This window comes from Microbacterium sp. LMI1x-1-1.1 (genome assembly GCF_040676205.1).
In the GTDB taxonomy this organism is placed as follows: Bacteria; Actinomycetota; Actinomycetes; order Actinomycetales; family Microbacteriaceae; genus Microbacterium; species Microbacterium aquilitoris.
Map to the genome: position 1 here is coordinate 106534 of NZ_JBEGHM010000002.1, position 24169 is coordinate 130702.

Annotated in this window: 22 protein-coding genes; 15 read left to right on the forward strand and 7 right to left on the reverse strand. The window is 70.9% G+C overall.

The features are described 5' to 3' along the window. The 3 genes from MRBLMI1x_RS08115 to MRBLMI1x_RS08125 are packed head-to-tail and all read left to right on the forward strand — an operon-like array spanning position 1 to position 3403. A complete protein-coding gene (locus MRBLMI1x_RS08115; RefSeq protein ID WP_363458011.1) occupies positions 1-630 on the forward strand; it encodes an SAF domain-containing protein in 630 nt (209 codons plus the stop codon). Continuing rightward, positions 627-1865: an AAA family ATPase gene (locus tag MRBLMI1x_RS08120; protein ID WP_363458014.1), complete on the forward strand. Its 1239-nt coding sequence runs from the start codon at positions 627-629 to the stop codon at positions 1863-1865. The genes MRBLMI1x_RS08115 and MRBLMI1x_RS08120 overlap by 4 nt, the downstream gene beginning before the upstream one ends. Positions 1866-1909: 44 nt before the next feature. Further along, positions 1910-3403, forward strand: a complete 1494-nt coding sequence (locus MRBLMI1x_RS08125; protein WP_020096771.1) for a sensor histidine kinase — start codon at positions 1910-1912, stop codon at positions 3401-3403. A gap of 18 nt (positions 3404-3421) precedes the next feature. On the opposite strand, the gene MRBLMI1x_RS08130 is transcribed toward MRBLMI1x_RS08125, so the two are convergent. Next, a complete protein-coding gene (locus MRBLMI1x_RS08130) occupies positions 3422-3670 on the reverse strand; it encodes a WhiB family transcriptional regulator (protein ID WP_018188706.1) in 249 nt (82 codons plus the stop codon). A 208-nt stretch (positions 3671-3878) separates the two neighbouring features. Between MRBLMI1x_RS08130 and MRBLMI1x_RS08135 the strand changes: the two genes are divergently transcribed. Then, a complete protein-coding gene (locus MRBLMI1x_RS08135) occupies positions 3879-4280 on the forward strand; it encodes a hypothetical protein (RefSeq protein WP_018188705.1) in 402 nt (133 codons plus the stop codon). On the opposite strand, the gene bcp is transcribed toward MRBLMI1x_RS08135, so the two are convergent. From bcp to aroA, 3 genes are read right to left on the reverse strand one after another with little or no spacing between them, the layout of a single operon-like run. Further along, positions 4281-4745: a thioredoxin-dependent thiol peroxidase gene (gene bcp / locus MRBLMI1x_RS08140; protein ID WP_311869942.1), complete on the reverse strand. Its 465-nt coding sequence runs from the start codon at positions 4743-4745 to the stop codon at positions 4281-4283. A 22-nt stretch (positions 4746-4767) separates the two neighbouring features. Next, the gene (rsgA, locus tag MRBLMI1x_RS08145; protein ID WP_020665408.1) at positions 4768-5808 is read right to left on the reverse strand and encodes a ribosome small subunit-dependent GTPase A; all 1041 of its coding nucleotides are present in this window, start codon (positions 5806-5808) and stop codon (positions 4768-4770) included. Continuing rightward, positions 5805-7127, reverse strand: a complete 1323-nt coding sequence (aroA, locus tag MRBLMI1x_RS08150) for a 3-phosphoshikimate 1-carboxyvinyltransferase (protein WP_363458020.1) — start codon at positions 7125-7127, stop codon at positions 5805-5807. The genes rsgA and aroA overlap by 4 nt, the downstream gene beginning before the upstream one ends. A gap of 283 nt (positions 7128-7410) precedes the next feature. Here aroA and MRBLMI1x_RS08155 point away from each other — a divergent pair, with 283 nt between their 5' ends. Further along, positions 7411-8064 (forward strand): sigma-70 family RNA polymerase sigma factor, encoded by a 654-nt coding sequence (locus MRBLMI1x_RS08155; RefSeq protein WP_028497349.1) that lies wholly within the window; start codon positions 7411-7413, stop codon positions 8062-8064. Next, positions 8061-8306, forward strand: a complete 246-nt coding sequence (locus MRBLMI1x_RS08160) for a zf-HC2 domain-containing protein (RefSeq protein WP_018188697.1) — start codon at positions 8061-8063, stop codon at positions 8304-8306. The genes MRBLMI1x_RS08155 and MRBLMI1x_RS08160 overlap by 4 nt, the downstream gene beginning before the upstream one ends. Before the next feature lie 60 nt (positions 8307-8366). On the opposite strand, the gene MRBLMI1x_RS08165 is transcribed toward MRBLMI1x_RS08160, so the two are convergent. Next, positions 8367-12071: a multifunctional oxoglutarate decarboxylase/oxoglutarate dehydrogenase thiamine pyrophosphate-binding subunit/dihydrolipoyllysine-residue succinyltransferase subunit gene (locus MRBLMI1x_RS08165; RefSeq protein WP_363458025.1), complete on the reverse strand. Its 3705-nt coding sequence runs from the start codon at positions 12069-12071 to the stop codon at positions 8367-8369. 149 nt (positions 12072-12220) lie between these two features. On the opposite strand from MRBLMI1x_RS08165, the gene MRBLMI1x_RS08170 reads away from it, so the two are divergent. The 3 genes from MRBLMI1x_RS08170 to MRBLMI1x_RS08180 all read left to right on the forward strand — a co-directional run bounded on the left by MRBLMI1x_RS08170 (position 12221) and on the right by MRBLMI1x_RS08180 (position 16169). Beyond that, complete coding sequence (locus MRBLMI1x_RS08170; protein ID WP_363458028.1) at positions 12221-13675, forward strand: GuaB1 family IMP dehydrogenase-related protein; 1455 nt, start codon at positions 12221-12223, stop codon at positions 13673-13675. 116 nt (positions 13676-13791) lie between these two features. After that, positions 13792-15120 carry a hemolysin family protein gene (locus tag MRBLMI1x_RS08175; protein WP_363458031.1) on the forward strand — a complete coding sequence of 443 codons (1329 nt, stop codon included), beginning with the start codon at positions 13792-13794 and terminating at the stop codon, positions 15118-15120. Further along, the gene (locus MRBLMI1x_RS08180) at positions 15117-16169 is read left to right on the forward strand and encodes a hemolysin family protein (RefSeq protein WP_020096778.1); all 1053 of its coding nucleotides are present in this window, start codon (positions 15117-15119) and stop codon (positions 16167-16169) included. Before MRBLMI1x_RS08175 ends, MRBLMI1x_RS08180 begins: the two co-directional genes overlap by 4 nt. A 6-nt stretch (positions 16170-16175) precedes the next feature. Here the strand turns inward: MRBLMI1x_RS08180 and MRBLMI1x_RS08185 are convergent, their stop codons facing one another. Beyond that, entirely contained in the window at positions 16176-17249 is a 1074-nt protein-coding gene (locus MRBLMI1x_RS08185) for an NADH:flavin oxidoreductase/NADH oxidase (protein WP_363458035.1), read from the reverse strand. A 21-nt stretch (positions 17250-17270) separates the two neighbouring features. On the opposite strand from MRBLMI1x_RS08185, the gene MRBLMI1x_RS08190 reads away from it, so the two are divergent. The 6 genes from MRBLMI1x_RS08190 to MRBLMI1x_RS08215 all read left to right on the forward strand — a co-directional run bounded on the left by MRBLMI1x_RS08190 (position 17271) and on the right by MRBLMI1x_RS08215 (position 22893). Beyond that, the gene (locus tag MRBLMI1x_RS08190; protein ID WP_363458038.1) at positions 17271-18104 is read left to right on the forward strand and encodes an ADP-dependent NAD(P)H-hydrate dehydratase; all 834 of its coding nucleotides are present in this window, start codon (positions 17271-17273) and stop codon (positions 18102-18104) included. A 29-nt stretch (positions 18105-18133) separates the two neighbouring features. Further along, positions 18134-19330 (forward strand): hypothetical protein, encoded by a 1197-nt coding sequence (locus tag MRBLMI1x_RS08195; protein ID WP_363458041.1) that lies wholly within the window; start codon positions 18134-18136, stop codon positions 19328-19330. A 13-nt stretch (positions 19331-19343) separates the two neighbouring features. Next, positions 19344-19685, forward strand: a complete 342-nt coding sequence (locus MRBLMI1x_RS08200; RefSeq protein WP_363458044.1) for a thiamine-binding protein — start codon at positions 19344-19346, stop codon at positions 19683-19685. Further along, positions 19682-20899, forward strand: coding sequence for an MFS transporter (locus MRBLMI1x_RS08205; protein WP_363458047.1), 1218 nt, complete (start codon positions 19682-19684; stop codon positions 20897-20899). The genes MRBLMI1x_RS08200 and MRBLMI1x_RS08205 overlap by 4 nt, the downstream gene beginning before the upstream one ends. 63 nt (positions 20900-20962) lie before the next feature. After that, positions 20963-21445 (forward strand): SRPBCC family protein, encoded by a 483-nt coding sequence (locus tag MRBLMI1x_RS08210; protein WP_363458050.1) that lies wholly within the window; start codon positions 20963-20965, stop codon positions 21443-21445. Beyond that, on the forward strand, positions 21442-22893 hold the full coding sequence (locus tag MRBLMI1x_RS08215; RefSeq protein WP_363458053.1) for a phytoene desaturase family protein: 1452 nt from the start codon (positions 21442-21444) through the stop codon (positions 22891-22893). Before MRBLMI1x_RS08210 ends, MRBLMI1x_RS08215 begins: the two co-directional genes overlap by 4 nt. A gap of 6 nt (positions 22894-22899) precedes the next feature. Here MRBLMI1x_RS08215 and metX read toward each other — a convergent pair whose 3' ends face one another. Further along, positions 22900-24102 carry a homoserine O-acetyltransferase MetX gene (gene metX / locus MRBLMI1x_RS08220; protein ID WP_018188685.1) on the reverse strand — a complete coding sequence of 401 codons (1203 nt, stop codon included), beginning with the start codon at positions 24100-24102 and terminating at the stop codon, positions 22900-22902. Positions 24103-24169: the final 67 nt, after the last annotated feature.

Below are 24169 nucleotides of genomic sequence, written 5' to 3' on the forward strand. Positions count from 1 at the left end.
ATGACCACTCCCGACACCGTCCGGCCCGCGCCGCGCGCCTTCTGGGCCGACGCGCGATTCCTGCTCGGGATCGCGCTGATCATCGCCTCCGTCGCAGGCGTCTGGCTCGTCGTCGCGTCGGCCCGGCAGACCGCCCCCGTCTTCGCCGCTGCCCGGACGATCGTCCCGGGACAGACCGTGACGGCCGACGACCTCCGGGTGGTCGACGTCGCATTGGGATCCGCCGGCGAGACCTATGTGTCACCGGCATCCCTGCAGCCGGGTGTCATCGCGACGCGGACGATCCTCGAGGGGGAGCTCGTCCCGCAGGCGGCCGTGGACGACGCGGATGCCGCCACGACGACCACCATCGTCATCCGGACCTCGGGCGATGTCTCCGCCTCGGTGGCGGCGGGATCGGTCGTCGAGGTGTGGGCGGCCCCGGCCGAGGACGGCGGCACCTTCGGGGAGCCTCGCATCCTCGTCCCATCGGCGACCGTCGTCAGCGTCACGCGCGACGATGCCGTCGTGTCGGGCACGGACGTGTCTCTCGAGATCGTCATCCCGCGCGCCGACGTCGCCGAGAGCCTCGCGGCGCTCGCCGACGGCGCGAACATGTCGGTCGTGCCGGTCGCAGGGGAGGCGCAGTGAGAGTCGTCGTCGCCGTCGACGGACGCCGCGGCGAGGACCTCGCTCGTCGACTGCGGGAGGAGGATGCCAATGTGCGGGCGGTCGTCCCCGCCTCGGCGCCCGCGAATGCGGCGTTCGACGCCATGTCCGCGCCGGAGGCGGCGGAGCTCCTCGCGGAGCTGGCGCGCGCCGACATCCTCATCGTCGACGGCCGGCCGTCAGCACTGACCACCGAGCTCGTCGCTGCGTGCGATCGGATGTCCGTCCGGATCGTGCCGCTGTCGGCCCGGACGTCGGACCGCCGCCTCGCCGCCTCCCTGGGGCTCCTGCCGCACGAGCCCGATGCGCCGGCGGCCGAGCTCCTTGCCGCGCCGTCGTCATCGGTACCGGTCGAGCCCGTCCGCGGCCGCGTCGTCACGGTGTGGGGTGCGCACGGAGCACCGGGGCGGACCACGATCGCCGTCGAGCTGGCGTGCGCGCTGTCGGGCCCGACGCGCAAGGTGGCTCTGATCGACGCGGACTCGCACGCCCCCTCGGTGGCGTTGGCCACAGGGCTGGCCGACGAGGGCCCGGGTTTCGCGGCGGCGTGCCGTCAAGCCGAACGCGGAGGACTGACGGTGGCGGAACTCAGCCGCATCTCTTCCACTCTTGGGGACGTGGACGTCCTCACGGGACTCAACCGGCCCGGCCGATGGCCGGAGCTCTCACACCCCCGCGTCCTTTCCGCGCTCGAGGCGTGTCGAGGGTGGGCGGACGACACCGTGGTGGACATCGCCGCGCCGCTGGAGCGGGACGAGGAGATCGTGAGCGACCTGTTCGACGCTCCTCGCCGGAACGCCGCGACGCACGCCGCGCTGGAGGCCGCCGATGTCATCGTCGCCGTCGTCGCCGCCGACCCCGTCGGGGTGTCGCGGTTCGTCCGCGCCTGGCCGGACCTGCGTGCGGCGTCGGGCACCACCCCCGTCCGCGTCGTGGTGAACAAGATCCGCGCCGCGGCTCTCGGCGTCGACGCACGCGGGCAGGTGCGGCGCACGCTCGAGCGCTACACCGGCGTGACGGAGGTGTCCTTCGTGCCGTGGGATGCCCGGGGAACGGATGCCGCCATGCTCGCCGCGCGGCCCATCGCCCATGTCGCGCCGCGCTCGGCGGTGCCGGCAGCCGTGCGTCGACTCGTCGCCGAGTCCCTCGCACCCCGGACCGCCGACGAACCCGCGACGACGCGTCACTCGCTGCGTCGTCTGGCGCGGACCGCCTGACCCGGCCACCGGGGAGAGGTCGGGCGGAGGATTAGGGTGGAGGCGTGTCCACCCTCAGCGACCTCGTCTACGCCCAAGGCCGTTCCACCGCGGAGGACGTCGAATGGCTCCACCGCCTCGCGGGGGATGGTCAGTTGCTCGCCGACCTGGCGTTCGCGGACATCGTCGTGTGGGTGCCGACACCCGATGACTCGTTCATCGCGGTGGCGCACACGCGGCCGAGCGGCGCCGCCACCCTCTTCTACCGGGACATCGTCGGCGACGCCGTGCGCCCGCAGTGGCGGACGCAGGTCAAGGACGCGTTCACGCAGGTTCGAATGGTCGATTCGGCATCCCCGGACTGGTTCGAGGAGACCCCCACGCGGGTGCGGGCCGTGCCGATCGTGCGCGAACGCGCGGGGGAGGGTCGCGAGACGCGGGTGATCGGCGTGGTGACACGTCACACCAACCTCGGCGAGGCGCGCACCCCCTCGCGCCAGCAGATCACGTTCAACGACTGCGCCGACGACCTGTTCGGCATGATCGCGTCGGCGGACTTCCCCGACCTCACCGCGCCGACATCGCCGCGCCGCGGCGCTCCCCGCGCATCGGACGGCCTCATCCGCCTCGATGTCGACGGCATCACGACCTTCGCGAGCCCGAACGCGCTGTCCGCGTTCAACCGTCTGGGCTTCGACGACGAGCTCGAGGGCGAGTCGCTCATGCAGGTGGCGACGACGATCATGCCGGCATCCCGTCAGTTCGACGAGTCGCTCCCGATCGTGATGGCCGGTCGGGCGCCCTGGCGTGCCGACGTCGAGGCGCGGGGCGTGACGGTGTCCCTCCGCACCATCCCGCTGCGCGAGAACGGCAACCGCATCGGCGCCATCGTCCTCTGCCGCGACGTCAGCGAGATCCGGCACCAGGAGCAGGAGCTCATCACGAAGGACGCGACGATCCGCGAGATCCACCACCGGGTGAAGAACAACCTGCAGACGGTCGCCTCGCTCCTGCGCATCCAGGCGCGTCGCACGCACTCCGACGAGGGGCGCGACGCCCTCACGCAGGCCATGCGGCGCGTGAGCGCGATCGCGGTGGTCCACGACACCCTGTCGGAAGGACTGATGCAGAGCGTCGATTTCGACGACGTCTTCGAGCGCGTCCTGAAGCTCGTCGCCGAGGTGGCGGCTGCCCCCAACACGAGGGCGCGCACCGTCAAGACCGGCACGTTCGGGACTCTTCCCAGCGAGTACGCGACGCCGCTCGCGCTCGCACTGACCGAGCTCGTCACGAACGCGGTGGAGCACGGCCTCGCCGACAAGGAGGGCGAGGTCGAGATCATCGCCGAGCGCGATGAGGACCAGCTCCTGGTGCGCGTGCGCGACACCGGGGTCGGCCTTCCCGAGGGTCAGGTCGGCCGCGGTCTCGGTACGCAGATCGTGCGCACGCTCATCCAGGGAGAGCTCAGCGGAACGATCGACTGGCACACCCTGATGGGCAGTGGCACCGAAGTGACGATCGAGATCCCGATGCGATACATCGAGCGCGCGCGGGCCTGACGCCCGCGCGCGGCGACGTCAGGACGCGCGGCGGGCGCGGGCGGCGCGGCGCTTGAGGGCGCGACGCTCGTCTTCGGAGAGGCCGCCCCAGACGCCCGAGTCCTGGCCGGTCTCGAGGGCGTACTGCAGGCAGAGTTCGGTGACGGTGCACCGGGCGCAGACGGACTTCGCCTTCTCGATCTGGTCGACGGCGGGCCCGGTGTTCCCCACGGGGAAGAACAGTTCGGGGTCGACGGTCAGGCAGGCAGCTTTGTCGCGCCAATCCATAGCGGTGCTCCTAATAGGGGATCGGAAGTCGGGATGCGACGCCGGGCGACGTCGACTAACCTGGGTGGTGTGCGAGCAGATGCTCGCCCCACGCCGCTGTGGGAGCACACTTGCCCGTCAATATTCCCATGCTCGGGCATGTGAATCAAGGGTTAACGGAGTATTTCGGCGCCTCGCCGTGCCCCGGCGGCCAGGAGGAGCAGTCATCGTGCGGACCACTCGCATCGAGAGGATCGCGGCCGGCTGGCTCGCGCTCGAGGCACTCGGCATCCTGATCCTCGTGGTCTGGGAGCTCGTGGCCCTCCTTCGAGGCGACAGCGGGAGCGTGGGCAGTTCGATCGCCCTCCTGGTCCTCACCGCGGTCGGCGCGGCGGCCCTCGGGGCGTTCGCCGTCGCTGTCTGGCGCGATGGTTCCTGGGGGCGATCCGGCGGCGTCGTTGCTCAACTCCTCGTGTTGTCGATCGCCCTCGGCACCCTCACGGGTGAGGGAGCCGACACGCGTCTCGCCGCGACGATCGCCGTCCCCGCCATCGTCGGACTCGTCGTCCTCATCGCCGCCGCACGAGCGGCGGGCCGGAGGGCCCGCGACACCCCCGTCGACGAGGTCTGATCACACGCTGAGCAGACTGCGGACGCGGGCGACGTGCCCGGTCGCCTTGACGTTGTACAGCGCGTGCGCGACGGAGCCGTCCTCGTCGATGACGAAGGTCGAGCGGATGACGCCCTCGACGACCTTGCCGTAGTTCATCTTCTCGCCCCAGGCCCCGTACGCCTCATGCACGGCATGGTCGGGGTCGCTCAACAGGTCGTAGGGGAGCGCGTCGCGCTCGCGGAAGGCCTGGAGTTTGGCGGGCTCGTCGCGGGAGATCCCGACCACCGTGTAGCCCGCGGCCTGTAGCGGCGCGACGCTGTCGCGGAAATCGCAGGCCTCGGTCGTGCAGCCCGGCGTCATCGCGGCGGGGTAGAAGAAGGCGATGAGACGCGTCCCGCGGAAGTCGGCGAGGGCGACGGTGCGGCCGTCCTGGTCGACGAGGGAGAAGTCGGGGGCGGGGGATCCGGTGGTCAGTCGCGGCATCCGTCCATTTTAGGCGCGGCGATCAGGTCGCGAACGTCGCCAGCAGCCGTTGCAGGGAATCCAGCCGCGCCGGTCCGCGCTCGCCCAGGCGTCCCTCCGCCACCGCCTCGGCGATCGCGCAATCGGGAGCGTCGGGCAGGTGCGTGCACCCGCGCGGGCACTCCTCGGCGATGGCGGCCAAATCGGTGTAGGCGCGGAGGATGTTGGCGGGGTCGACGTGTCCGAGGCCGAACGAGCGGACCCCCGGGGTGTCGATGACCCATCCGCGGCCGTTCTCACCCGCGTATCGCAGCGAGACCGCCGAGCTCGAGGTGTGACGCCCGCGTCCGGTGACCTCGTTCACGTGTCCGATCGCGCGGAGCGCATCCGGGACCAGGGCGTTCACGAGCGTGGACTTGCCGACGCCGGAGTGGCCGACGAAGACCGTCGAGTGGCCCGACAGCCGTTCGCCGATGAGATCCACGGGCATCGCGTCGCGACCGCTCGTGAAGACCTCGAGATCGTCGAGACCTTCGAAATGGCCGAGGAACGCGGTCGGATCGGCGAGGTCGGTCTTGGTGACGACGAGCATGGGATGCATCCCGGCATCCAACGCGGCGATCAGATAGCGGTCCACCAGCCGCGGCCGCGGCTCGGGGTCGGCGGCGGCGACCACGATGAGCAGCTGGTCGGCATTGGCGACGATGATCCGCTCGATGTGGTCGGTGTCGTCCGCGCTGCGGCGCAGGAGCGAGGATCGCTCTTCGATGCCGACGATGCGCGCGAGCGTGCCGTCGTCTCCGGACGTGTCGCCCACCACGCGGGCGCGGTCGCCGTTGACGATCGGCTGCTTGCGGAGCTCCCGCGCCCGGGAGGCGAGGATCTGGTGCTCGTCGGGGCCGTCCTCGTCGACGAGCACCGTGTAGCGGCCACGGTCGACGCCGAGGACGCGGGCGATCCGGGCATCGGCGTGAGCGGGTCGGCGTTTGGTGCGAGGCCGGTTGGCCTTCGGATTGGGGCGCATCCGGATGTCGGCCTCGTCGAAATCGAGGTCGTCATCGTCGTCGTCGTTGAGCCAGCTCACGCGAGCATGTCCGCCCACAGCTGGGGGAATTCGGGCATGGTCTTCGCCGTCGTCCCGATGTCGTCGACCACGACTCCCGGCACCCGGAGCCCGATGACGGCTCCGGCTGTCGCGATGCGGTGATCGTGGTGTGCGCGCCAGACGCCGCCGTGGAGCGGACGGGGGGCGATGTGGATGCCGTCCTCCCGCTCCTCCGCCTCGCCACCGAGCTCGCGGAGGTTCGCGACGAGAGCGGCGATGCGATCGGTCTCGTGACCGCGGATGTGCCCGATGCCGTGGAAGGTCGTCGGAGCATCGGCGAACGCCGCGAGGGCGAACAGGGTCGGGGTGAGCTCGCTCGCGGCCGAGAGGTCGAGGTCGACGCCCGCGATGCGGTCGCCGGAGGTGACGGTCAGCGCGCCCGCACGGCGCGAGACGTGGGCGCCCATGACGGGCAGGATGTCGGCCAGCAGGGCACCGGGCTGCGTCGAGTGGGCGGGCCATCCGGGCACGGTCACCGACCCTCCCGTCAGGATCGCCGCAGCGAGGAACGGCGCGGCGTTCGAGAGGTCGGGTTCGATCGCGACATCCTTGCCGCGGACGGGCCCGGCGGGGACGACCCACTCGTTCGGAGTCGGGTGCTCGACGTGGACACCCCGGCGGGCGAGGGCTTCGACCGTCATCTCGATGTGCGGCAGGCTCGGGAGGCGTTCGCCGTCGTGGATCAGGCGGAGTCCCACGTCGAACCGGGCCGCGGCCAGGAGCAGGCCCGAGACGAACTGGCTGGACTGGCTCGCGTCGATCGTCACCTCGCCGCCGCGGATGTGGCCATGGCCACGGACCTCGAACGGGAGCGACCAGCTTCCGGCGTCATCGATGTCGGCGCCGACCTCGCGGAGGGCGTGGATCATCGCGCCCATCGGGCGGTGCATCGCGGTGGGGTGCGCCGTCACGTGCACGTCCCCGACCGCGAGACCGGCGATGGGGGAGACGAAACGCATGACCGTCCCGGCCTGACCGCAGTCGATCGTCGTTCCTCCCGTGAAGCGGGCGGGCGGGGTGACGTCGAGGTCGGGACCGAAGGGCGAGTCCCCGGGGACGGGCTCGATCGAGACGCCGAGGGCGCGCAGCGCCTCGATCATGCGCGCGGAGTCGTCGGAGTGGAGCGCGCCCTTCACAAGGCTCGGGCCGTCGGCGATCGCCGCGAGGACCAGCTCGCGGTTCGTCAGAGACTTGGACCCCGGGACGGAGACGCGCGCATGGACCGGCTCGGTCGGCGTGGGAGCCGGCCACGACCCGGACGCGGCGGTGGTGGCGGGGGAGGAAGGGGCGTCGCTCATCGCGTCCAGCCTACTGAACGGGGCGTCGCCGCCGACGAGGACGGTGTCACGACGGTGTCTCGAATCTGCGACACCGACGCGACACGACGGCGACATCGACCCCCTCGCGTGATTCCCCTGCGCCAAACCTCTCGCACCGGCATCCTGACATCGTCGTGAGCGACGTCATCATCCCCGTCGGCGTCGGCTGAGCCGTAGCTCCACGGAAAGCTGGGAATAGCCCCAGCCCCGTGCTCGTTGGAGCTTCATGTCGGTGACGTGCACGCCAGGGGAGAGGAGCGCGATGATCGCAACAGTGGATGCGCCCGAACTCGCCGAATGGGCGGACGTAGACTTGCGGGCGATGAACGATCAGGCGGTCGAAGACCCGCGTACCCAGTTCGAGGAGCAGGCGCTCCCCTTCATGGATCAGCTCTACGCAGCGGCGATGCGGATGACCCGCAACCCCGCCGATGCGTCGGACCTGGTGCAGGAGACCTTCGTCAAGGCGTTCGCCGCTTGGGCGTCCTTCACGCAGGGCACGAACCTCAAGGCGTGGCTGTACCGGATCCTCACGAACACGTACATCAATACGTACCGCAAGAAGCAGCGCGAGCCCTACCAGGGCACCATCGACGACCTCGAGGACTGGCAGCTCGGCGGCGCGGAATCGACGACGGCGTCGTCGGCGCGGTCGGCCGAAGCCGAAGCGATCGACCACATGCCGGCATCCGTCGTCAAGGATGCGCTGCAGTCCCTTCCCGAAGACTTCCGACTGGCCGTGTACCTCGCGGACGTCGAAGGGTTCGCGTATCAGGAGATCGCGGACATCATGAAAACCCCCATCGGCACGGTCATGAGCCGTCTGCACCGAGGCAGACGCCAGCTCCGCGACCTGCTGTCCGACTATGCGAAGGAGCGTGGCATCGAGGTGCCCGCCACAAGGAGTGCGAAATGACCGACTGCGGTTGCGACAAAGCCCAGAAGGATCTCGAGGAGTACCTGCGCAACGAGGTCTGCAACACCCGTCACGCCGACATCACCGAGCACCTCGAGAACTGCGCCGCCTGTCGGGACGAAGCCCTCGTGGCGACGACCCTGACAGCCGTCGTCGCGCGTGCCTGCAAAGAGGCCGCGCCTGAGGACCTGCGTGACCAGGTGCTGGCGCGTCTGCGTGCGGAGCAGGCCACCCACCACTGACGTCTCGACCCTCGACACGAAGAAGGCCCCGCCGAGGCGGGGCCTTCTTCGTGCTCGGGGTCAGAAGCCGAGCGCCTGCTCCATGATCTCGGCGTGCTGGCGCGCGTGGACCTTCGGCGATCCGGTGGCGGTGGATGCCGCCGAGGACCGCGAGATCCGCTTGATCGTGCGCCCGTGCAGGTGCTTCACGACCTCGAGGGCGATGAACGGCCAGGCGCCCTGGTTCTCCGGCTCCTCCTGGACCCAGTACAGCTCCGCGTTCGGGTAGCTGTCGAGGACCGCGTTGAGCTGCTCGATCGGGGCCGGGTAGTACTGCTCCAGCCGGACCAGCGCGACCTTCTCGTTCGGATTCTTCTCGAGCTCAGCAACGAGGTCCCAGTGGATCTTGCCGGCGTGCAGCAGCACGCGGGTGACGGACTCGCGGTCGAGGGAGCGGTGGTCGTCGATCACCGGCTCGAACTTGCCCTCGAGGAAGTCGTCGACGGAGCTCGTCGCGTTCCGCAGGCGCAGCATGGCCTTCGGCGTGAAGACCACGAGGGGTCGGCGCGGACGGGCGTAGGCCTGGCGACGCAACAGGTGGAAGTAGGACGCGGGCGTCGAGGGACGGGCGACCGTCATGTTGTCCTGCGCGCACATCTGCAGATAGCGCTCGATGCGGGCCGACGAGTGGTCCGGTCCCTGGCCTTCGTACCCGTGGGGGAGCAGGAGCACGACACCCGACTGCTGGCCCCACTTCTGCTCAGCGGAGGAGATGAATTCGTCGATCACCGACTGCGCCCCGTTGGCGAAGTCGCCGAACTGGGCCTCCCACAGGGTGAGGGTGTCGGCTCGTTCGACGGAGTAGCCGTACTCGAAGGCCATCGCCGCGTACTCGCTGAGCAGCGAGTCGTACACGTAGAACCGGCCCTGGTTGTCGCTCAGATTGGCGAGCGGCAGCCATTCCTGGCCGTTCGCCCGGTCGTGCATGACGGCGTGGCGCGTTACGAACGTGCCGCGACGGACGTCCTGACCGGCCAGGCGCACGTTCGACCCCTCGACGAGGAGCGAGCCGAAGGCGAGCAGTTCGCCGAAGCCCCAGTCGATCTTGCCGTTGCGGCTCATGTCCTGGCGCTTGTCGAGCAGCTGCTGGAGCTTCGTGTGCACCGTGAAGCCCTCGGGCTTGTTCACGAAGGCGTCGCCGATGCGCTCGATGACGTCGCGGCTGACGGCGGTGGAGTCCGGCTCGCCGACGGCGGGCTCCGCCGGGGCGTCGGCGCTGACGACGGGCGAGGTGCCGGTCTGCGCCGCGTGGATCTCGGCGAAGGCGATCTCGAGGCGATTCTGGAAGTCCTGCTTCGCCTTGTCGTACTCCTCCTCGGTGATGTCGCCGCGTCCGACGAGGGCCTCGGTGTAGAGCTTGCGGACCGAGCGCTTCGCCTCGATGAGGTTCGTCATGAGGGGCTGCGTCATCGAGGGGTCGTCGCCCTCGTTGTGGCCGCGGCGCCGGTAGCAGACGAGGTCGATGACGACGTCGCGGTTGAACTCCTGGCGGTAGCGGAACGCGAGCTCGGCGACGTGCACGACGGCCTCGGGGTCGTCGCCGTTCACGTGGAAGATCGGCGCCTGGATCGTCTTGGCGACGTCGGTGGCGTAGATCGACGTGCGGGCGTCGAGCGGGAGGGTCGTGAAGCCGACCTGGTTGTTGACCACGACGTGGACCGTGCCGCCGGTGCGGTAGCCGCGCAGGCGCGACATCTGCAGCGTCTCCATGACGACACCCTGGCCCGCGAAGGCCGCGTCGCCGTGGACGAGGATCGGGAGCCACGAGAACGATCCGATGGGGAGGCGGTCCTGCTTGGCGCGGACGATGCCCTCGAGGACGCCGTCGACGGTCTCGAGGTGCGAGGGGTTCGCGGCGAGGTAGACGGGGAGTTCTTCGCCGCCGTCGGCGACGAAGGTGCCCTGGGTGCCCAGGTGGTACTTGACGTCGCCCGAGCCGCTCTTGGAGCCGACGGCCACCGATCCCTCGAACTCGCGGAAGATCTGGCTGTAGGTCTTGCCGGCGACGTTGGTGAGGACGTTGAGGCGACCGCGGTGCGCCATCGCGATGGCGGCTCCGTCGAGGCCCTCGGATGCCGCGCCCTGGAGGATCTGGTCCAGCAGCGGCACGAGCGACTCGCCGCCTTCGAGGCTGAAGCGCTTCTGGCCGACGAACTTGGTCTGCAGGAAGGTCTCGAAGGCCTCGGCCTCGTTCAGCTTGCCGAGGACGCGCAGCTGCTCGTCGTGGCCGGGCTTCTGGTACTTGACCTCGAGGTTGTCCTGGAACCACTTGCGCTGCGTCGGGTCCTGGATGTGCATGTACTCGACACCGACGGTGCGGCAGTACGAGTCGCGCAGGATCCCGAGGATGTCCCGGAGCTTCATCGTGCGCTTGCCGCCGAACCCGTTCGTGACGAACTCGCGGTCGAGGTCCCAGAAGGTCAGCCCGTGGTTCTCGATCTCGAGGTCGGGGTGCGTGCGCTGCACGTACTCGAGGGGGTCGATGTCGGCCATCATGTGGCCGCGGACGCGGTAGGAGTTGATGAGCTCCTGGACACGTGCCGTCTTGTCGACGCGCTCGGCGATGTCGACCTTGATGTCGCTCGACCAGCGGATGGGGGAGTACGGGATGCGGAGGGCCGCGAAGATGTCGTCGTAGAACCCCTCCTGGCCGATCAGCAGCTGGTGCACGATCTTCAGGAACTCACCCGAGCCGGCACCCTGGATGACGCGGTGGTCGTAGGTGCTCGTGAGGGTGATGGTCTTGCCGATGCCGAGCTCGCCCAGCGTCTTCTCGCTCGCGCCCTGGAACTCGGCCGGGTAGTCGAGGGCGCCGGCGCCGATGATGCAGCCCTGACCCTTCATCAGACGCGGCACGGAGTGCACCGTGCCGATCCCGCCGGGGTTGGTGAGGGACACCGTCGTGCCCTGGAAGTCGGCGGCGGTCAGCTTGTTCTTGCGGGCGCGCTGGACCAGGTCCTCGTAGGCGGTCAGGTATTCGCCGAAGGTCAGAGTCTCGGCCTGCTTGATGCTCGGCACCATGAGGGCACGCGTGCCGTCCGGCTTCGGAAGGTCGATCGCGATGCCCAGGTTGATGTGAGCGGGGGCGACGACCGACGGCTTGCCGTCGACCTCGGCGTAGTAGACGTTCTGCGTCGGGAAGGCCTTCAGCGCCTGGATCAGCGCCCACCCGATGATGTGGGTGAAGCTCACCTTGCCGCCGCGCGTGCGCGACATGTGGTTGTTGATGACGATGCGGTTGTCGATCATCAGCTTCGCGGGGATCGTGCGAACGCTCGTCGCCGTCGGGACGGTGAGCGACTCGTCCATGTTCGCGGCGAGGGTCTTGGGCAGGCCGCGGAGCGGGGTGACCGTGTCCTCGAGGGTCGCCTTCTCCGCGGACGGGGCGGCCTTGGGCGCCTCGGCGGGGATCGGCTGCGGTGCCGCCGGGCGTGCGGTGGTGCGTGCCACGGGCTGCGCGCCGGTGGCGGCGGGGCGGGCCTCGGCGGCGGAAGCGGATGCCGCAGACGTCGGGGCGGCGGGGGCGGATGCCGTCGGTGCCGCAGCCTCGGCGGGAGCGCCCGTCGACGGGGCGTCGGGGGTGTAGGCCTCGAGGATCGGCCACCACTCCTTGTCCACCGAGTTCTTGTCCCGGCTGTACTGCTCGTACAGCTCTGCGACGAGCCATTCGTTGGCTCCGAACTCCCCGTCGCTCGTAGTTCCCACGCCGGTCGCCTGACTGGACACGGTTCCGCCTGCTTTCGTCGTCGACGTTCGAAATTGTGCGGGCCTCGCGCGGCCTCGCGCACAGACGTCAAGGGTATCCCAGGTTGTCCCCCCTCCGACCCGCGCCGACGGCTCGGACGCGGGGGTTCCGCGTCGCCTAGCGTGGGTGTATGCACTTCTCCGGCGAGCGGCCCGCAGGCGACCTGACTTACTCCGACGTGTTCCTCGTTCCCCGACGATCGGATGTCACGAGTCGACTCGACGTGGACCTCTCGCCGGGCGACGCCACGAGCGCCACGATCCCGATCGTCGCGTCGAACATGAACTCCGTCACCGGCCCGCGGCTGGCGGCGACGCTCGCCCGGCGAGGCGGTCTCGCCGTCCTGCCGCAGGACATGGCGTTGCAGGATGTGGATGCCGGCATCCGCTGGGTGAAGGAGCAGCCGGTGAGCTGGGACACGCCGCTCGTCCTGTCGCCCGACGCGCTCGTCTCGGACGCGGCTGCCCTTCTCCCGCCGTCCTCGGGGCACGGCGTCGTCGTGACGTCCGCCACGGGGCGGATCCACGTCGACGACATCCTCGGCATCGTTCCGGCCGAGCGGCTCGGCACGGCTCTGCCCGATGCGCGCCTCGGTGACCTGGTGCGCGGGCGCGCGGCATCCATCGACGCTGACGACGTCGACTCCGCCCGGGCCGCCTTCGACCTGCTCATCGCGGCGGATGCCGACCTCGTCACCGTGCTGCAGCACGGCCACCTCGTGGGAACCCTGTCGCGGCGGACCGCCCTGCGCTCGTCGCTCTACCGTCCCGCCGTGGACGCCGACGGGCGCCTCATCGTGGCGGCCGCCGTCGGGATCAACGGCGACGTCGCGGCGAAGGCCCGCGCGCTCGCCGCCGCCGGCGTCGACGCGCTCGTGGTCGACACCGCGCACGGGCATCAGGAGAGCATGATCCGTGCCCTCCGCGCGGTCGCTGCGGAGGACCTCGGCCTCCCGATCGTCGCGGGGAACGTCGTGACCGCTGAGGGCGTCCGCGACCTCGTCGAGGCCGGCGCCACCATTCTGAAGGTCGGGGTCGGTCCCGGCGCGATGTGCACCACCCGCATGATGACGGCCGTGGGGCGTCCGCAGTTCTCGGCGGTGCTCGAAACGGCCGAGGCCGCCGCCGCGGTCGGCGCGCACGTGTGGGCGGACGGCGGCGTCCGCTACCCCCGCGACGTCGCCCTCGCGCTGGCGGCGGGCGCGGCATCCGTCATGATCGGATCGTGGTTCGCCGGCACGATCGAGGCGCCCGGTGACCTCCGGGTCGACGCCGAGGGTCGCGTGTTCAAGGAGTCGTGGGGCATGGCCTCGACCAAGGCCGTCCAGGGCCGGTTCGGCCGCCTCGACCCGTTCGAGCGCGCGCGCAAGGAACTGTTCGCCGAGGGCATCTCATCGTCGCGGATCTACCTCGACCCGCTCCGCCCGAGCGTCGAGGACCTGCTCGACATGATCACCTCGGGGGTCCGGTCGTCCTTCACCTACGCGGGCGCGGCGACCGTGCCCGATTTCCACGAGCGGGCGACGGTCGGCTTCCAGTCGGCGGCCGGGTATGAGGAGGGCAAGGCTCTGCCGGTCAGCTGGTGAAAGAGCGCACGCGCGCGAGGCGCGCGGTGCCGTAGAATCGTCCCCACAATGGACGACCCTCCCAGTAGACCTTCGCCCCACCGACCCTGCTCCCCGATGATCGGGGGTGACGTGTGATGGACTACGTCATGTTGGGCGTGGGGCTGCTCCTGACCGTGGGAACCGGCCTGTTCGTGGCCAGCGAGTTCGCACTGGTCAACCTCGATCGCGCCGACCTCGAAGCGCGCCGCGCCGCCGGTGAGAGCCGACTCTCTCTCACGATCAACGCGCTCCGGATCACGTCGACGCACCTCTCGAGCGCGCAGCTCGGCATCACGCTGACCACGCTCCTCACCGGTTACACGATGGAACCGGCGCTGTCGAACCTGCTGGATCCGGTGTTCCGCGTCTGGGGTCTTCCCGAAGCGGCATCCCGCCCCATCTCGACCGTGATCGCCATGGCGACCGCCACGATCTTCTCGATGATCATCGGCGAGCTGGTCCCCAAGAACTTCGCGCTCGCGGTTCCCCGCCAGACGGCGAAGCTCGTCATGGGGTTCCAGACCGTCTTCACGACCGTCTTCAAGCCCGCGATCCAGGTGCTCAACGGCAGCGCGAACGCGGTGCTGCGGGCGATGGGCGTCGAGCCCAAGGAGGAGCTCTCCGGCGCGCGCACGGCAGAGGAGCTCTCGAGTCTCGTCCGGCGCTCGGCGAGTGCGGGCGTCCTCGAGAAGGACACCGCGTCGCTGCTCGATCGCACGCTGACCTTCTCGCGCCTGACGACGGCCGACGTCATGACCCCGCGGCCGAGCGTCCACGCCGTCGCCGCGGACGACAGCGTCGAAGAGGTCGTCCAGCTCGCCCGGCGCACCGGCCACAGCCGGTTCCCCGTCTACGGCGAGTCGATGGACGACATCACGGGCATCGTCCACCTGAAGCAGGCCGTCTCGGTGCCGCGCGAGCGACGCGCCGACGTGCCGGCCGCCGCGATCGCGGAGGAGCCGCTGCGCGTCCCCGAAGCGGTGCACCTCGACGGGCTGATGTCGGAGCTGCGCTCCCGCGGCTACCAGATGGCGATCGTCGTCGACGAGTACGGCGGCACCGCCGGCGTCGTCACCCTCGAGGACCTCGTCGAGGAGATCGTCGGGGAGGTGCTCGACGAGCACGACCGCAACCGTGCGGGCGTCGTCCGCGGCAAGGGGTCCATCATCTTCCCCGGTGACCTCCGGCCCGACGAGGTGCTCGACCGCACCGGCATCCGCGTCCCCGAGGGGGACGTCTACGACACGGTCGGCGGCTTCATCATGGCCACACTGGAACGCATCCCCGCCGTGGGCGACCAGATCACCCTCGACGACGGGACCATCACCGTGCAGCGGATGGACGGCCGCCGAGTCGACCGCGTGAAGTTCGTGCCCGCTCCCGTGCCGGTCGGCGCTGAGACGGAGAGGGGTGAGCGGCGATGAACGACTGGGCTGGAATCGCGTGGCTCGTCGTCCTCCTCGTGGCGAACGCCTTCTTCGTCGGCGCGGAGTTCGCCGTCATCTCGGCGCGACGATCGCAGATCGAGCCACTGGCCGAGAAGGGGTCGCGGTCGGCCAAGACCGCGCTCTGGGCGATGGAGCACGCCACGCTCATGCTGGCGACGTGTCAGCTCGGCATCACCATCTGCTCGCTGCTCATCCTGAACGTCTCGGAGCCGGCGATCCACCACCTGCTGGCGGTGCCGTTGGAAGCCATCGGCCTGCCGTACGCGGTCGTCGACGTCACGGGCTTCGTCATCGCGCTGCTGCTGGTGTCGTACCTGCACGTCGTGTTCGGCGAGATGGTCCCCAAGAACCTCGCGTTCTCGCTGCCGGATCGCGCCGTGCTCCTGCTCGCGCCCCCGCTCGTGTTCGTCTCGCGGGTCTTCCACCCGATCATCGTGGCGCTCAACTGGATCGCGAACCACATCGTGCGGCTGTTCCGCGTCGAGCCGAAGGACGAGGCCGCCTCGACCTTCACGCTCGACGAGGTCGCGACGATCGTCAACCAGTCCCGCATCGAGGGCGTGCTCGACGATGCGTCAGGCGCGGTTGCGATGGCGGTCGAGTTCACCGACAAGAAGGCGAAGGATGTCGCGGTTCCGCTCTCGGAGCTCGTGACCCTGCCCGAGAACACCACGCCCGACGAGATCGAACGGGCCGTCGCCCGGCACGGGTTCTCGCGGTACGTGATCGTCGACGACGAGGGGATGCCGCTCGGTTACGTCCACCTGAAGGACGTGCTGCGCGCGGCCGAGGGGGACGACTCCGAGAACACCGTCGCGCAGCCGATCAAACCCAAGCGGATCCACCACATGATCCCGATCGGCGAGACCACCGACCTCGAGGACGCGCTCGCGCTCATGCGTCGCTCGAGTCGGCACCTCGCTCAGGTCCGCGACACGGCGGGGGAGACGACCGCGGTGCTGTTCCTCGAGGACATCATCGAGGAGCTCGTCGGCGAAGTGCACGACGCGACGCGCCGCCTCTGACCAGGCTCAGCGCCGGCGGGCGCGGAGGTACTGCGGCGGCCAGAGCGTCGCAGCCTCCGCGTCGCCGAGGTCGTCCGCGGCCTGCAGGGCGAAGTTCGGGTTCCGCAGCCAGCCGCGGCCGATCATGACCGCATCGGCGAGGCCGTCCTGGAGGACGGCCTCGGCCTGCGGGCCATCGAGGATCTCGCCGACCGCCGTCACGAGGAGCCCGGTCCGTTCGCGGACGGTCGCCGCGAACGGGACCTGGTACCCCGGTCCCGTCGTGATCTTCTGGTGCGCGACCAGTCCGCCCGTCGAGATGTCGATGACGCTCGCGCCGCGCTCGCCGACCCAGCCGGCGACCGTCGCGGTCTCGTCGACGCCCCAGCCGCCGTCGGCCCAATCGGTCGCCGAGAAGCGCACCGCGAGGGTGCGGCGGGGCGCGGCATCCCGGACCGCGTCGACGACGCGGAGGAGGAGGCGGGCGCGGTTCTCCAGCGACCCGCCGTACTCGTCGGTGCGCTCGTTAGACAGCGGCGAGAGGAACTGGTGCAGCAGGTAGCCGTGCGCCGCGTGCACCTCGAGCAGGTCGAAACCGGCCTCGTCCGCGCGGCGGGCGGCGTCGCCGAACGCGACCACGAGGGCGTCGATGCCGCTCGCGTCGAGGGCGACCGGCTCGGCGTAGCCGTCGAACGCGACGGCGGAGGGGGCGACGGTCGTCCAGCCGCCGTCGGCGGGGGCGACGCTGCCGCGAGCGTCGTCGAACGGACGGTGCGTCGAGGCCTTCCGCCCCGCGTGCGCGAGCTGCACGCCCGCGAAGGCACCGCGGGAGTGGATCGCCGCGACGATGGGGGCCCAGGCATCCCGCTGCGCGTCGTTCCACAGCCCGGTGTCGGACGGGGTGATCCGTCCCTCGGGCACGACGGCCGTCGCCTCGGCGATGACCACCCCGGCACCGCCGTTCGCGAACTGCGCGAGGTGCACGTGGTGCCAGTCGTTCGGCACACCGTCGACGGCGGAGTACTGGCACATGGGCGAGACCCAGAGGCGGTTGCGGGCGGTCGTACCGGACAGCTCGAGCGGGCGGAAGAGGAGGGTCATGAGCGGACTCCGTCGCATAGGGTGGGCGCCATGACGGCGCAGGGGTGGAACGGTGCGGACACTGCAGCGGTCCTCACCGAGCCAACGGCCGACGACGACAAGTATTCCCGCGGTGTGGTCGGGATGCGGACCGGATCTGCCGCGTTCCCGGGAGCTGCGGTGCTCGGCGTCGAGGCCGCCTGGCGCACCGGCGTCGGCATGGTGCGCTACCTCGGACCCGAGCGCGCAGCCGATCACGTCCTGGCCCGTCGGCCCGAGACCGTGACGGCGGACGGCCGCGTGCAGGCGTGGGTCATCGGGTCCGGGACGGATGCCGCCCACCGCTCCGCGCGCGAACGTGCGGCGCTCCGGGGCATCCTCTCCGGCGAGGCACCGGTCGTCGTGGATGCGGGAGCCCTGGACCTGGCCGCCGGAGCATCGGCGCCCGTCGTGGCGACGCCGCACGGACGCGAGCACGCCCGGCTGCGGCAGATGCTGGCACTCGACCCGGAGGTCGACGACCCTGCGGAGACGTCCGCCGCGCTCGGCGGTGTCGTCGTCCGGAAGGGGGCGACCACGGTCGTCGCCGCACCCGGGATCGCGCCGATCGAGATCACCGCGCCGACCTCGTGGCTGGCGACCGCCGGGACGGGCGACGTCCTCGCGGGAACCGTCGGCGCCGTGGTCGCCGGTGTCATCGGGCACGGGACGTCGCCGGCCGACCTCGGCGCACTGCAGCGGGCCGCGGCATCCGCCGTCTGGTTGCACGGGCACGCGGCCGCGCTCGCCGTCGCAGCGAACGGCGGCGGACCGATCGTCGCGCTCGACGTCGCCGAGCACCTGCCGCACGCCGTCGCGGCGGCTCTCGCGGGGTGACACCGGCGCGTCGCCCTAGGCTGGAGGGCGTGACGAACCGCGTGCTGCTCTGGGCCGCGTTCGCCCTCGTCCACCTCTTCGTCGGCGCTCTCGGCTTCCTGCTGCCGAACGAGCCCATGGGCGATGTCTACCGGGTCTACGAACCCTGGTCGCGCGCCGTCTTCTCGGGCGGCGGGATCGTCGGTGTCACGCAGGACTGGGTCTATCCGCACCTCGCGCTCCTGCCGATGCTCCTCGCACACCTGCCCGGAGCGCTCGTCGGGAGCTACACCGTCGGGTGGGCGATCCTCGTGACAGCCGTCGACGGGGTCGCCTTCGCCGTGCTGATCGGCGCCGGACGCTCGCGCGGTCGTCTCACGGCCGCGGTCTTCTGGCTCGCCGCGATCGTCGCCCTCGGGCCCGTCGGGATGTACCGGATCGACGGCGTGTCGGTTCCGCTCGCGATCCTCGGATGCCTGTGGCTGCTGCGCCGGCCGGGTATCGCCGGAGCGCTGCTCGCCGCAGCGACCTGGATCAAGATCTGGCCGGCGGCACTCATCGGGGCGGCCGTCGTCGCCGTGCGTCGACGGAGCGTCATCATCGGGGCCGGCGCCCTCGTCAGTGCGCTCATCCTGGGGATCGTCGTCGCCGCGGGCGGTGCCGACCACGCGCTCGGCTTCGTCAGCGGGCAGACCGGGCGAGGGCTCCAGGTCGAGGCGCCGGTGAGCGCCGTGTACCTGTGGGGCGCGCTGCTCGGAGCCGACGGGTGGACGGTCTACTACGACCAGGGGATCCTCACCTTCCAGGTCACCGGGCCGCTGCTGAGCGTCGTGTCGGCGCTCATGACCCCGGCTCTCGTGCTGGCCGCCGCCGCGGTCGTCGCCATCGGCGTCGTCAAGGTCCGGAGGAAGGTGCCGTTCGTGCGGCTCTTCCCCGCCCTGGGGCTCGCGCTCACGACCGTCCTCATCGTCGTCAACAAGGTCGGCTCGCCGCAGTTCCAGACGTGGCTGTTCGCGATCGTCGTCTTCGGGCTCGTGGTGGACCGTCGCCGGTGGATGGCACCCGGCATCCTCGTCCTCGCGTCCGCCGCGCTGACGCAGCTCGTCTATCCCGTGCTCTACAACGGCATCGTCTCGCCCGAGATCGTCGCCGTGAGTGTGCTGACCCTCCGGAACCTCGCACTGGCCGTGCTGATGGTGTGGATGGTCGTGCGCCTGTGCCGTCTCCCCGCCCGCTCCATCCCCTGATCCGGAGGTCCCCATGATCGTCGCCTTCTCCGTCGCCCCGTCCGGGAACGGCAACCCGGACGGTTCCGTCCACGACGCGGTCGCCGCCGCCGTCGCCGTCGTCCGCGCCTCGGGCCTGCCGCACCGGACCACGAGCATGTTCACCGAGATCGAAGGGGAGTGGGACGAGGTGATGGCCGTCGTCAAGGGCGCCGTCGCCGCCGTGCAGCCGTTCGGCTCCCGCGTCTCGCTCGTCCTGAAAGCCGACATCCGCCCCGGCTACACGGGTGAGATCGACGGCAAGATCGAGCGTCTCGAGTCCGCGCTCGAATCGATTCGTCCCCAGGAGGGGAGCGGGACTACGATCCCGGAGTGACGTCCGCTCCCACCCGCCCCCGCCGCGCGCTGCTGGCGCTCGCCGTCGGCAGCTTCGCCATCGGGATGACGGAGTTCGTCGTCATGGGGCTCCTCCCCGAGATCGCGCGCGAACTGCTGCCCACGGCGTGGGCCGCATCGCAGGAGGATGCCATCGCCCAGGCGGGCTGGCTCATCACGCTCTATGCGCTCGGCGTCGTGATCGGAGCCCCGACGATCGCGGCATCCGTCGCGAAATACCCGCGACACCGGGTCATGATCCTCCTCGCCGGTGCGCTGACGCTCTGCAACGCGCTGACGCTGATCCTGCCGACGTTCGAGCTGGTCGCGGCATCCCGTCTGCTGGCCGGTCTTCCGCACGGCGCCTACTTCGGGATCGGCGCCCTCGTCGCCGCCGACGTCATGGGGCCGGGCAACCGTGCCAAGGGCATCGCCTTCGTCCTCACGGGACTGACGGTCGCCAACGTCGTCGGTGTACCGCTCGGCACGTTCCTCGGCCAGAACCTCGGCTGGCGCTGGGCGTTCGTCATGGTCGTCGTCATCTTCGCCGCAGCGACGGTCGCGATCGCCCTGACCGTGCCGCACCGAGCCGGTGAGCCGTCGCGGACGCTGCGCGCGGAGCTCAAGGTGTTCCGCATCCCGCAGGTCTGGTTCGCGCTCGGGATCGGCGCGATCGGTTTCGGCGGCTTCTTCGCCGTCTACACGTACGTCTCGCCGCTCGTGACCGAGGCGGCGGGGGCGCCCGCCTGGCTCGTTCCGATCGTGCTCGTCGTGCTGGGACTCGGGATGACCGCCGGGAACCTCGTCGGCGGTCATCTCGCCGACGTCAACCTCGTCCGATCGATGCTCGGGCTCCTCGGCCTCCTCGTGGTCACGCAGCTCCTGCTGGCACTGACGTCGGGCTGGATCGTGACCGTGATCGTCTTCGTCTTCGCGGTGGCATTCGCGTCGTCGGCCGTGAGCCCCACCGTGCAGACACGGCTCATGGACGTCGCCGGCGACAACCAGTCGATCGCCGCCGCCCTCAACCACTCCGCGTTCAACACGGGCAACGCCGTCGGCGCCGCCCTCGGCGGTGCGGTCATCGCCGCAGGGCTCGGCTACACCGCCCCCGTCTGGGTCGGCCTGCTGCTCGCCCTGGGCGGACTCGTGATCGGGATCGTCAGCGTCACGGTCGAGCGCCGCACCGCGGCGCGAACGCCGGCCGTTCGCTGACACGCTCCGGGGGAGGGCGCAACCCCGTCCGTCGCGCGCACCGCGAGTCGATAGCGTCGAGGCATGTCCCGCAACTCGCGTGTGTTCGCCTGCACTCCTGACGACGTCTTCGCCGTCCTCGCCGACGGGTGGCTCTTCCCCTCGTGGGTCGTCGGCGCGTCGCGGATGCGCGAGGTCGCCGAGACCTGGCCTCGGGTGGGTTCGGACCTGCACCACTCGTTCGGTGTGTGGCCGGTCCTCATCAACGACGAGACCGAGGTGCTGGCCTACGACCCGCCGCGTCACATCCTCCTCCGCGCGAAGGGGTGGCCGATGGGCGAGGCGCAGGTCGACATCCAGGTGAGGCCGCACCCGGACGGTGCTGTCGTGCGAATCCAGGAGGAGGCCGTCGCCGGACCCGGAAGCCTCATCCCGACGGCGCTCCTCGACCTCGGCCTGCAGCTGCGGAACGAGGAGACCCTGCACCGCCTCGCCTACCTCGCCGAGGGGCGTGCCGCGCGACCGACCGATGAGACCACCGCCGAGGACGAGGGCGTCGGCGAGTGAGCGACCTCGACGCGATCATCGTCGGGGCGGGCCCGAATGGGCTCGCCGCCGCGGTCACGCTGGCCCGTGCCGGCCTCGCCGTGCGTGTGTACGAGAAGGGCGGCACCATCGGCGGCGGCGCGCGGACGATGGAGATGACGCTCCCCGGGTACCGGCACGACGTCTGCTCGGCGGTGCACCCGCTCGCGTTCGAGAGTCGGTTCTTCCGCGAGTTCGGGCTGCGGCAGCGGGTGGACTTCGCCGTCCCGGAGGCCTCGTTCGCGCAGCCGCTCGACGGCGGACGCGCGGCGATCGCCTACCGCGACCTCGACCGCACAGCCGCCACGCTCGGCCGCGACGGCGACGCGTACGCCCGCCTGATGCGTCCGCTCGTGGACCATGCGTCCGGTGTCGCGGACTTCACGGGGCACGCGCTCATCCGCGTGCCCGCCGATCCCGTCGCGGCCGTGTGGTTCGGCCTGCGGACCCTGGAGCAGGGGAGCGGAGCGTGGAACGCCCGGTTCCGGGAGGATGCCGCACCCGCCCTGCTCACGGGCGTCGCCGCGCACACGATCCTCGCCCTGCCGAGTCTCGCCGCCGCCGGCGCGGGTCTCGCGCTCTCGACCTACGGTCACGCGCGCGGCTGGCCGATCCCGATCGGCGGCAGCCAGAGCATCGTCGACGCAATGGCCGACGACCTGCGCGCGCACGGCGGTGAAATCGTCACCGACCACGAGGTCGGGTCGCTGCGGGAGCTCCCCGCCGCCCGGGCGGTGCTCCTCGACGTCGTCCCGCGCGACTTCCTGCGGATCGCGGGCGACGACGTGCCCAGCGGGTACCGGGGCGCTCTCGAGCGTTTCCGCTACGGCGGGGCGGTCGCGAAGGTCGACTTCGCCCTGTCGGGACCGGTCCCGTGGGCGAACGAGGAGGTCCGCTCGGCGGGCACGGTGCACGTCGGCGGCACGCGCGCCGAGATGGCGGCATCCGAGAACCTCATCTCGCGCGGCGGACTGCCGGATGCGCCCTACGTCCTGGTGGCCCAGCCGTCGGGGTTCGACCCGTCCCGCGCGCCGGCGGGCGCTCACGTGCTCTGGACGTACACGCACGTGCCGTCCGGCAGCACCGCCGACCGCGCCGAGGCCGTCATCCGGCAGATCGAGCGGTTCGCCCCGGGCTTCCGCGACCTGATCGTCGGGGTGAACTCCCGGAACGCCGTCGAGGTCGAGGCCGAGAATCCGAACTACCCCGGCGGCGACATCGCGGCGGGAGCGCCCGCGCTGTGGCAGCTGCTGAAGCGGCCGGTCGTGTCGCCGGATCCATGGCGCACCCCTCTCGACGGGGTCTACCTGTGCTCGGCGTCGACGAGTCCCGGTCCCGGCGTGCATGGCCTCGCCGGCTGGCACGCGGCGCGGTCGGCGCTCCGCCACACGTTCGGCACGCGGATCTCGCCCGACCTGTCGCCGAGGTAGCGGGCGTCAGCTCTCGAGCAGGCGTCGCAGGTGGCGTCCGACGGGTTCGGTCTCGATGAGGAACCCGTCGTGACCGAAATCGCTCGCGAGGACGACCGTGTCGTCGTCGATGGTGGTCCGGATGCCGCGGCTGATGCGGTGCTGCCCTTCGACCGGGAACAGCCGGTCGCTGTCGACCCCGAGGACGAGGGTGCGCGCCGTCACGCGGGCGAGGGCGTCCTCGACGCCACCGCGGTCACGGCCGACGTCGTGCGAGTTCATCGCCTCGACGAGGGTGAGGTAGGAGTTGGCGTCGAACCGCCGCGTGAAGCGGTTGCCGTGGAAGTCGAGGTAGCTCTCGACGGCGTACCGTCCACCCTCGCCGAAGGGGCTCTTGTCGGACTGCCATGACCGCTGGAACCGCTGGTTGAGTTCGGTGGGCGTGCGGTAGTTCAACAGCGCCATGCGCCGCGCGAGCGACAGGCCACGGTGGGGTCCGTCGCCGTCGGGGGCGTCGTAGTAGGAGCCGCCGGCGAAGCGCGGGTCCATCTGGATCGCCGCGAGCTGCACGGAGTTCAGCGCGACCTGATCAGCGGTCGTCGTCGGCGGCGAGCACAGCACGCCCAGGCGCTCGACCCGTTGCGGGTGCGTCACGGCCCACTCGAGGGCGTGCATGCCGCCCATCGAGCCTCCGATCACTCCGGCCCAGACGTCGATGCCGAGAGCGTCCGCGAGCATGACCTGCGCGGCGACCTGGTCGCGGATCGTGAGGAACGGGAACCGGGACGCCCACTCGTAGCCGTCCGGGGCGATGCTCGCGGGGCCGGTCGAGCCCTGGCATCCGCCCAGCATGTTCGGTGCGACGACGAACCAGCGGTCGGTGTCGATCGGGGCGCCGGGGCCCACGATGTCGCCCCACCAGCCGTCCGTCGCGTGACCGGGGACGGCGTCGCCGCGGACGTGGCTGTCGCCGGTCAGGGCGTGCAGGATCAGCACCGCGTTGTCACGGGCGGGCGAGAGCTCGCCCCATGTCTCGTAGGCGAGGCGGATGCCGGGCAGGCTCGCTCCGCTCTCGGTGGCGAACGCGCCGAACTGCGCGAACCTCCGCTCGCCGACCGGGTCGCCGTCGCGCCAGGCGCCGGTCGCCGGCGGGCGCCCGAGCAGCAGCCGGGCGTCGGCCTCGGTCACCGGAGCCGAGGGCACCGTGTCCTCCGAGGTCTGCCAGTCCATACCTCTATTGTCCCGGGCGAGGGTGAGGGCCAGCGCAGTGTTACGGGAGTGTGTGGCCCCGGGCGTG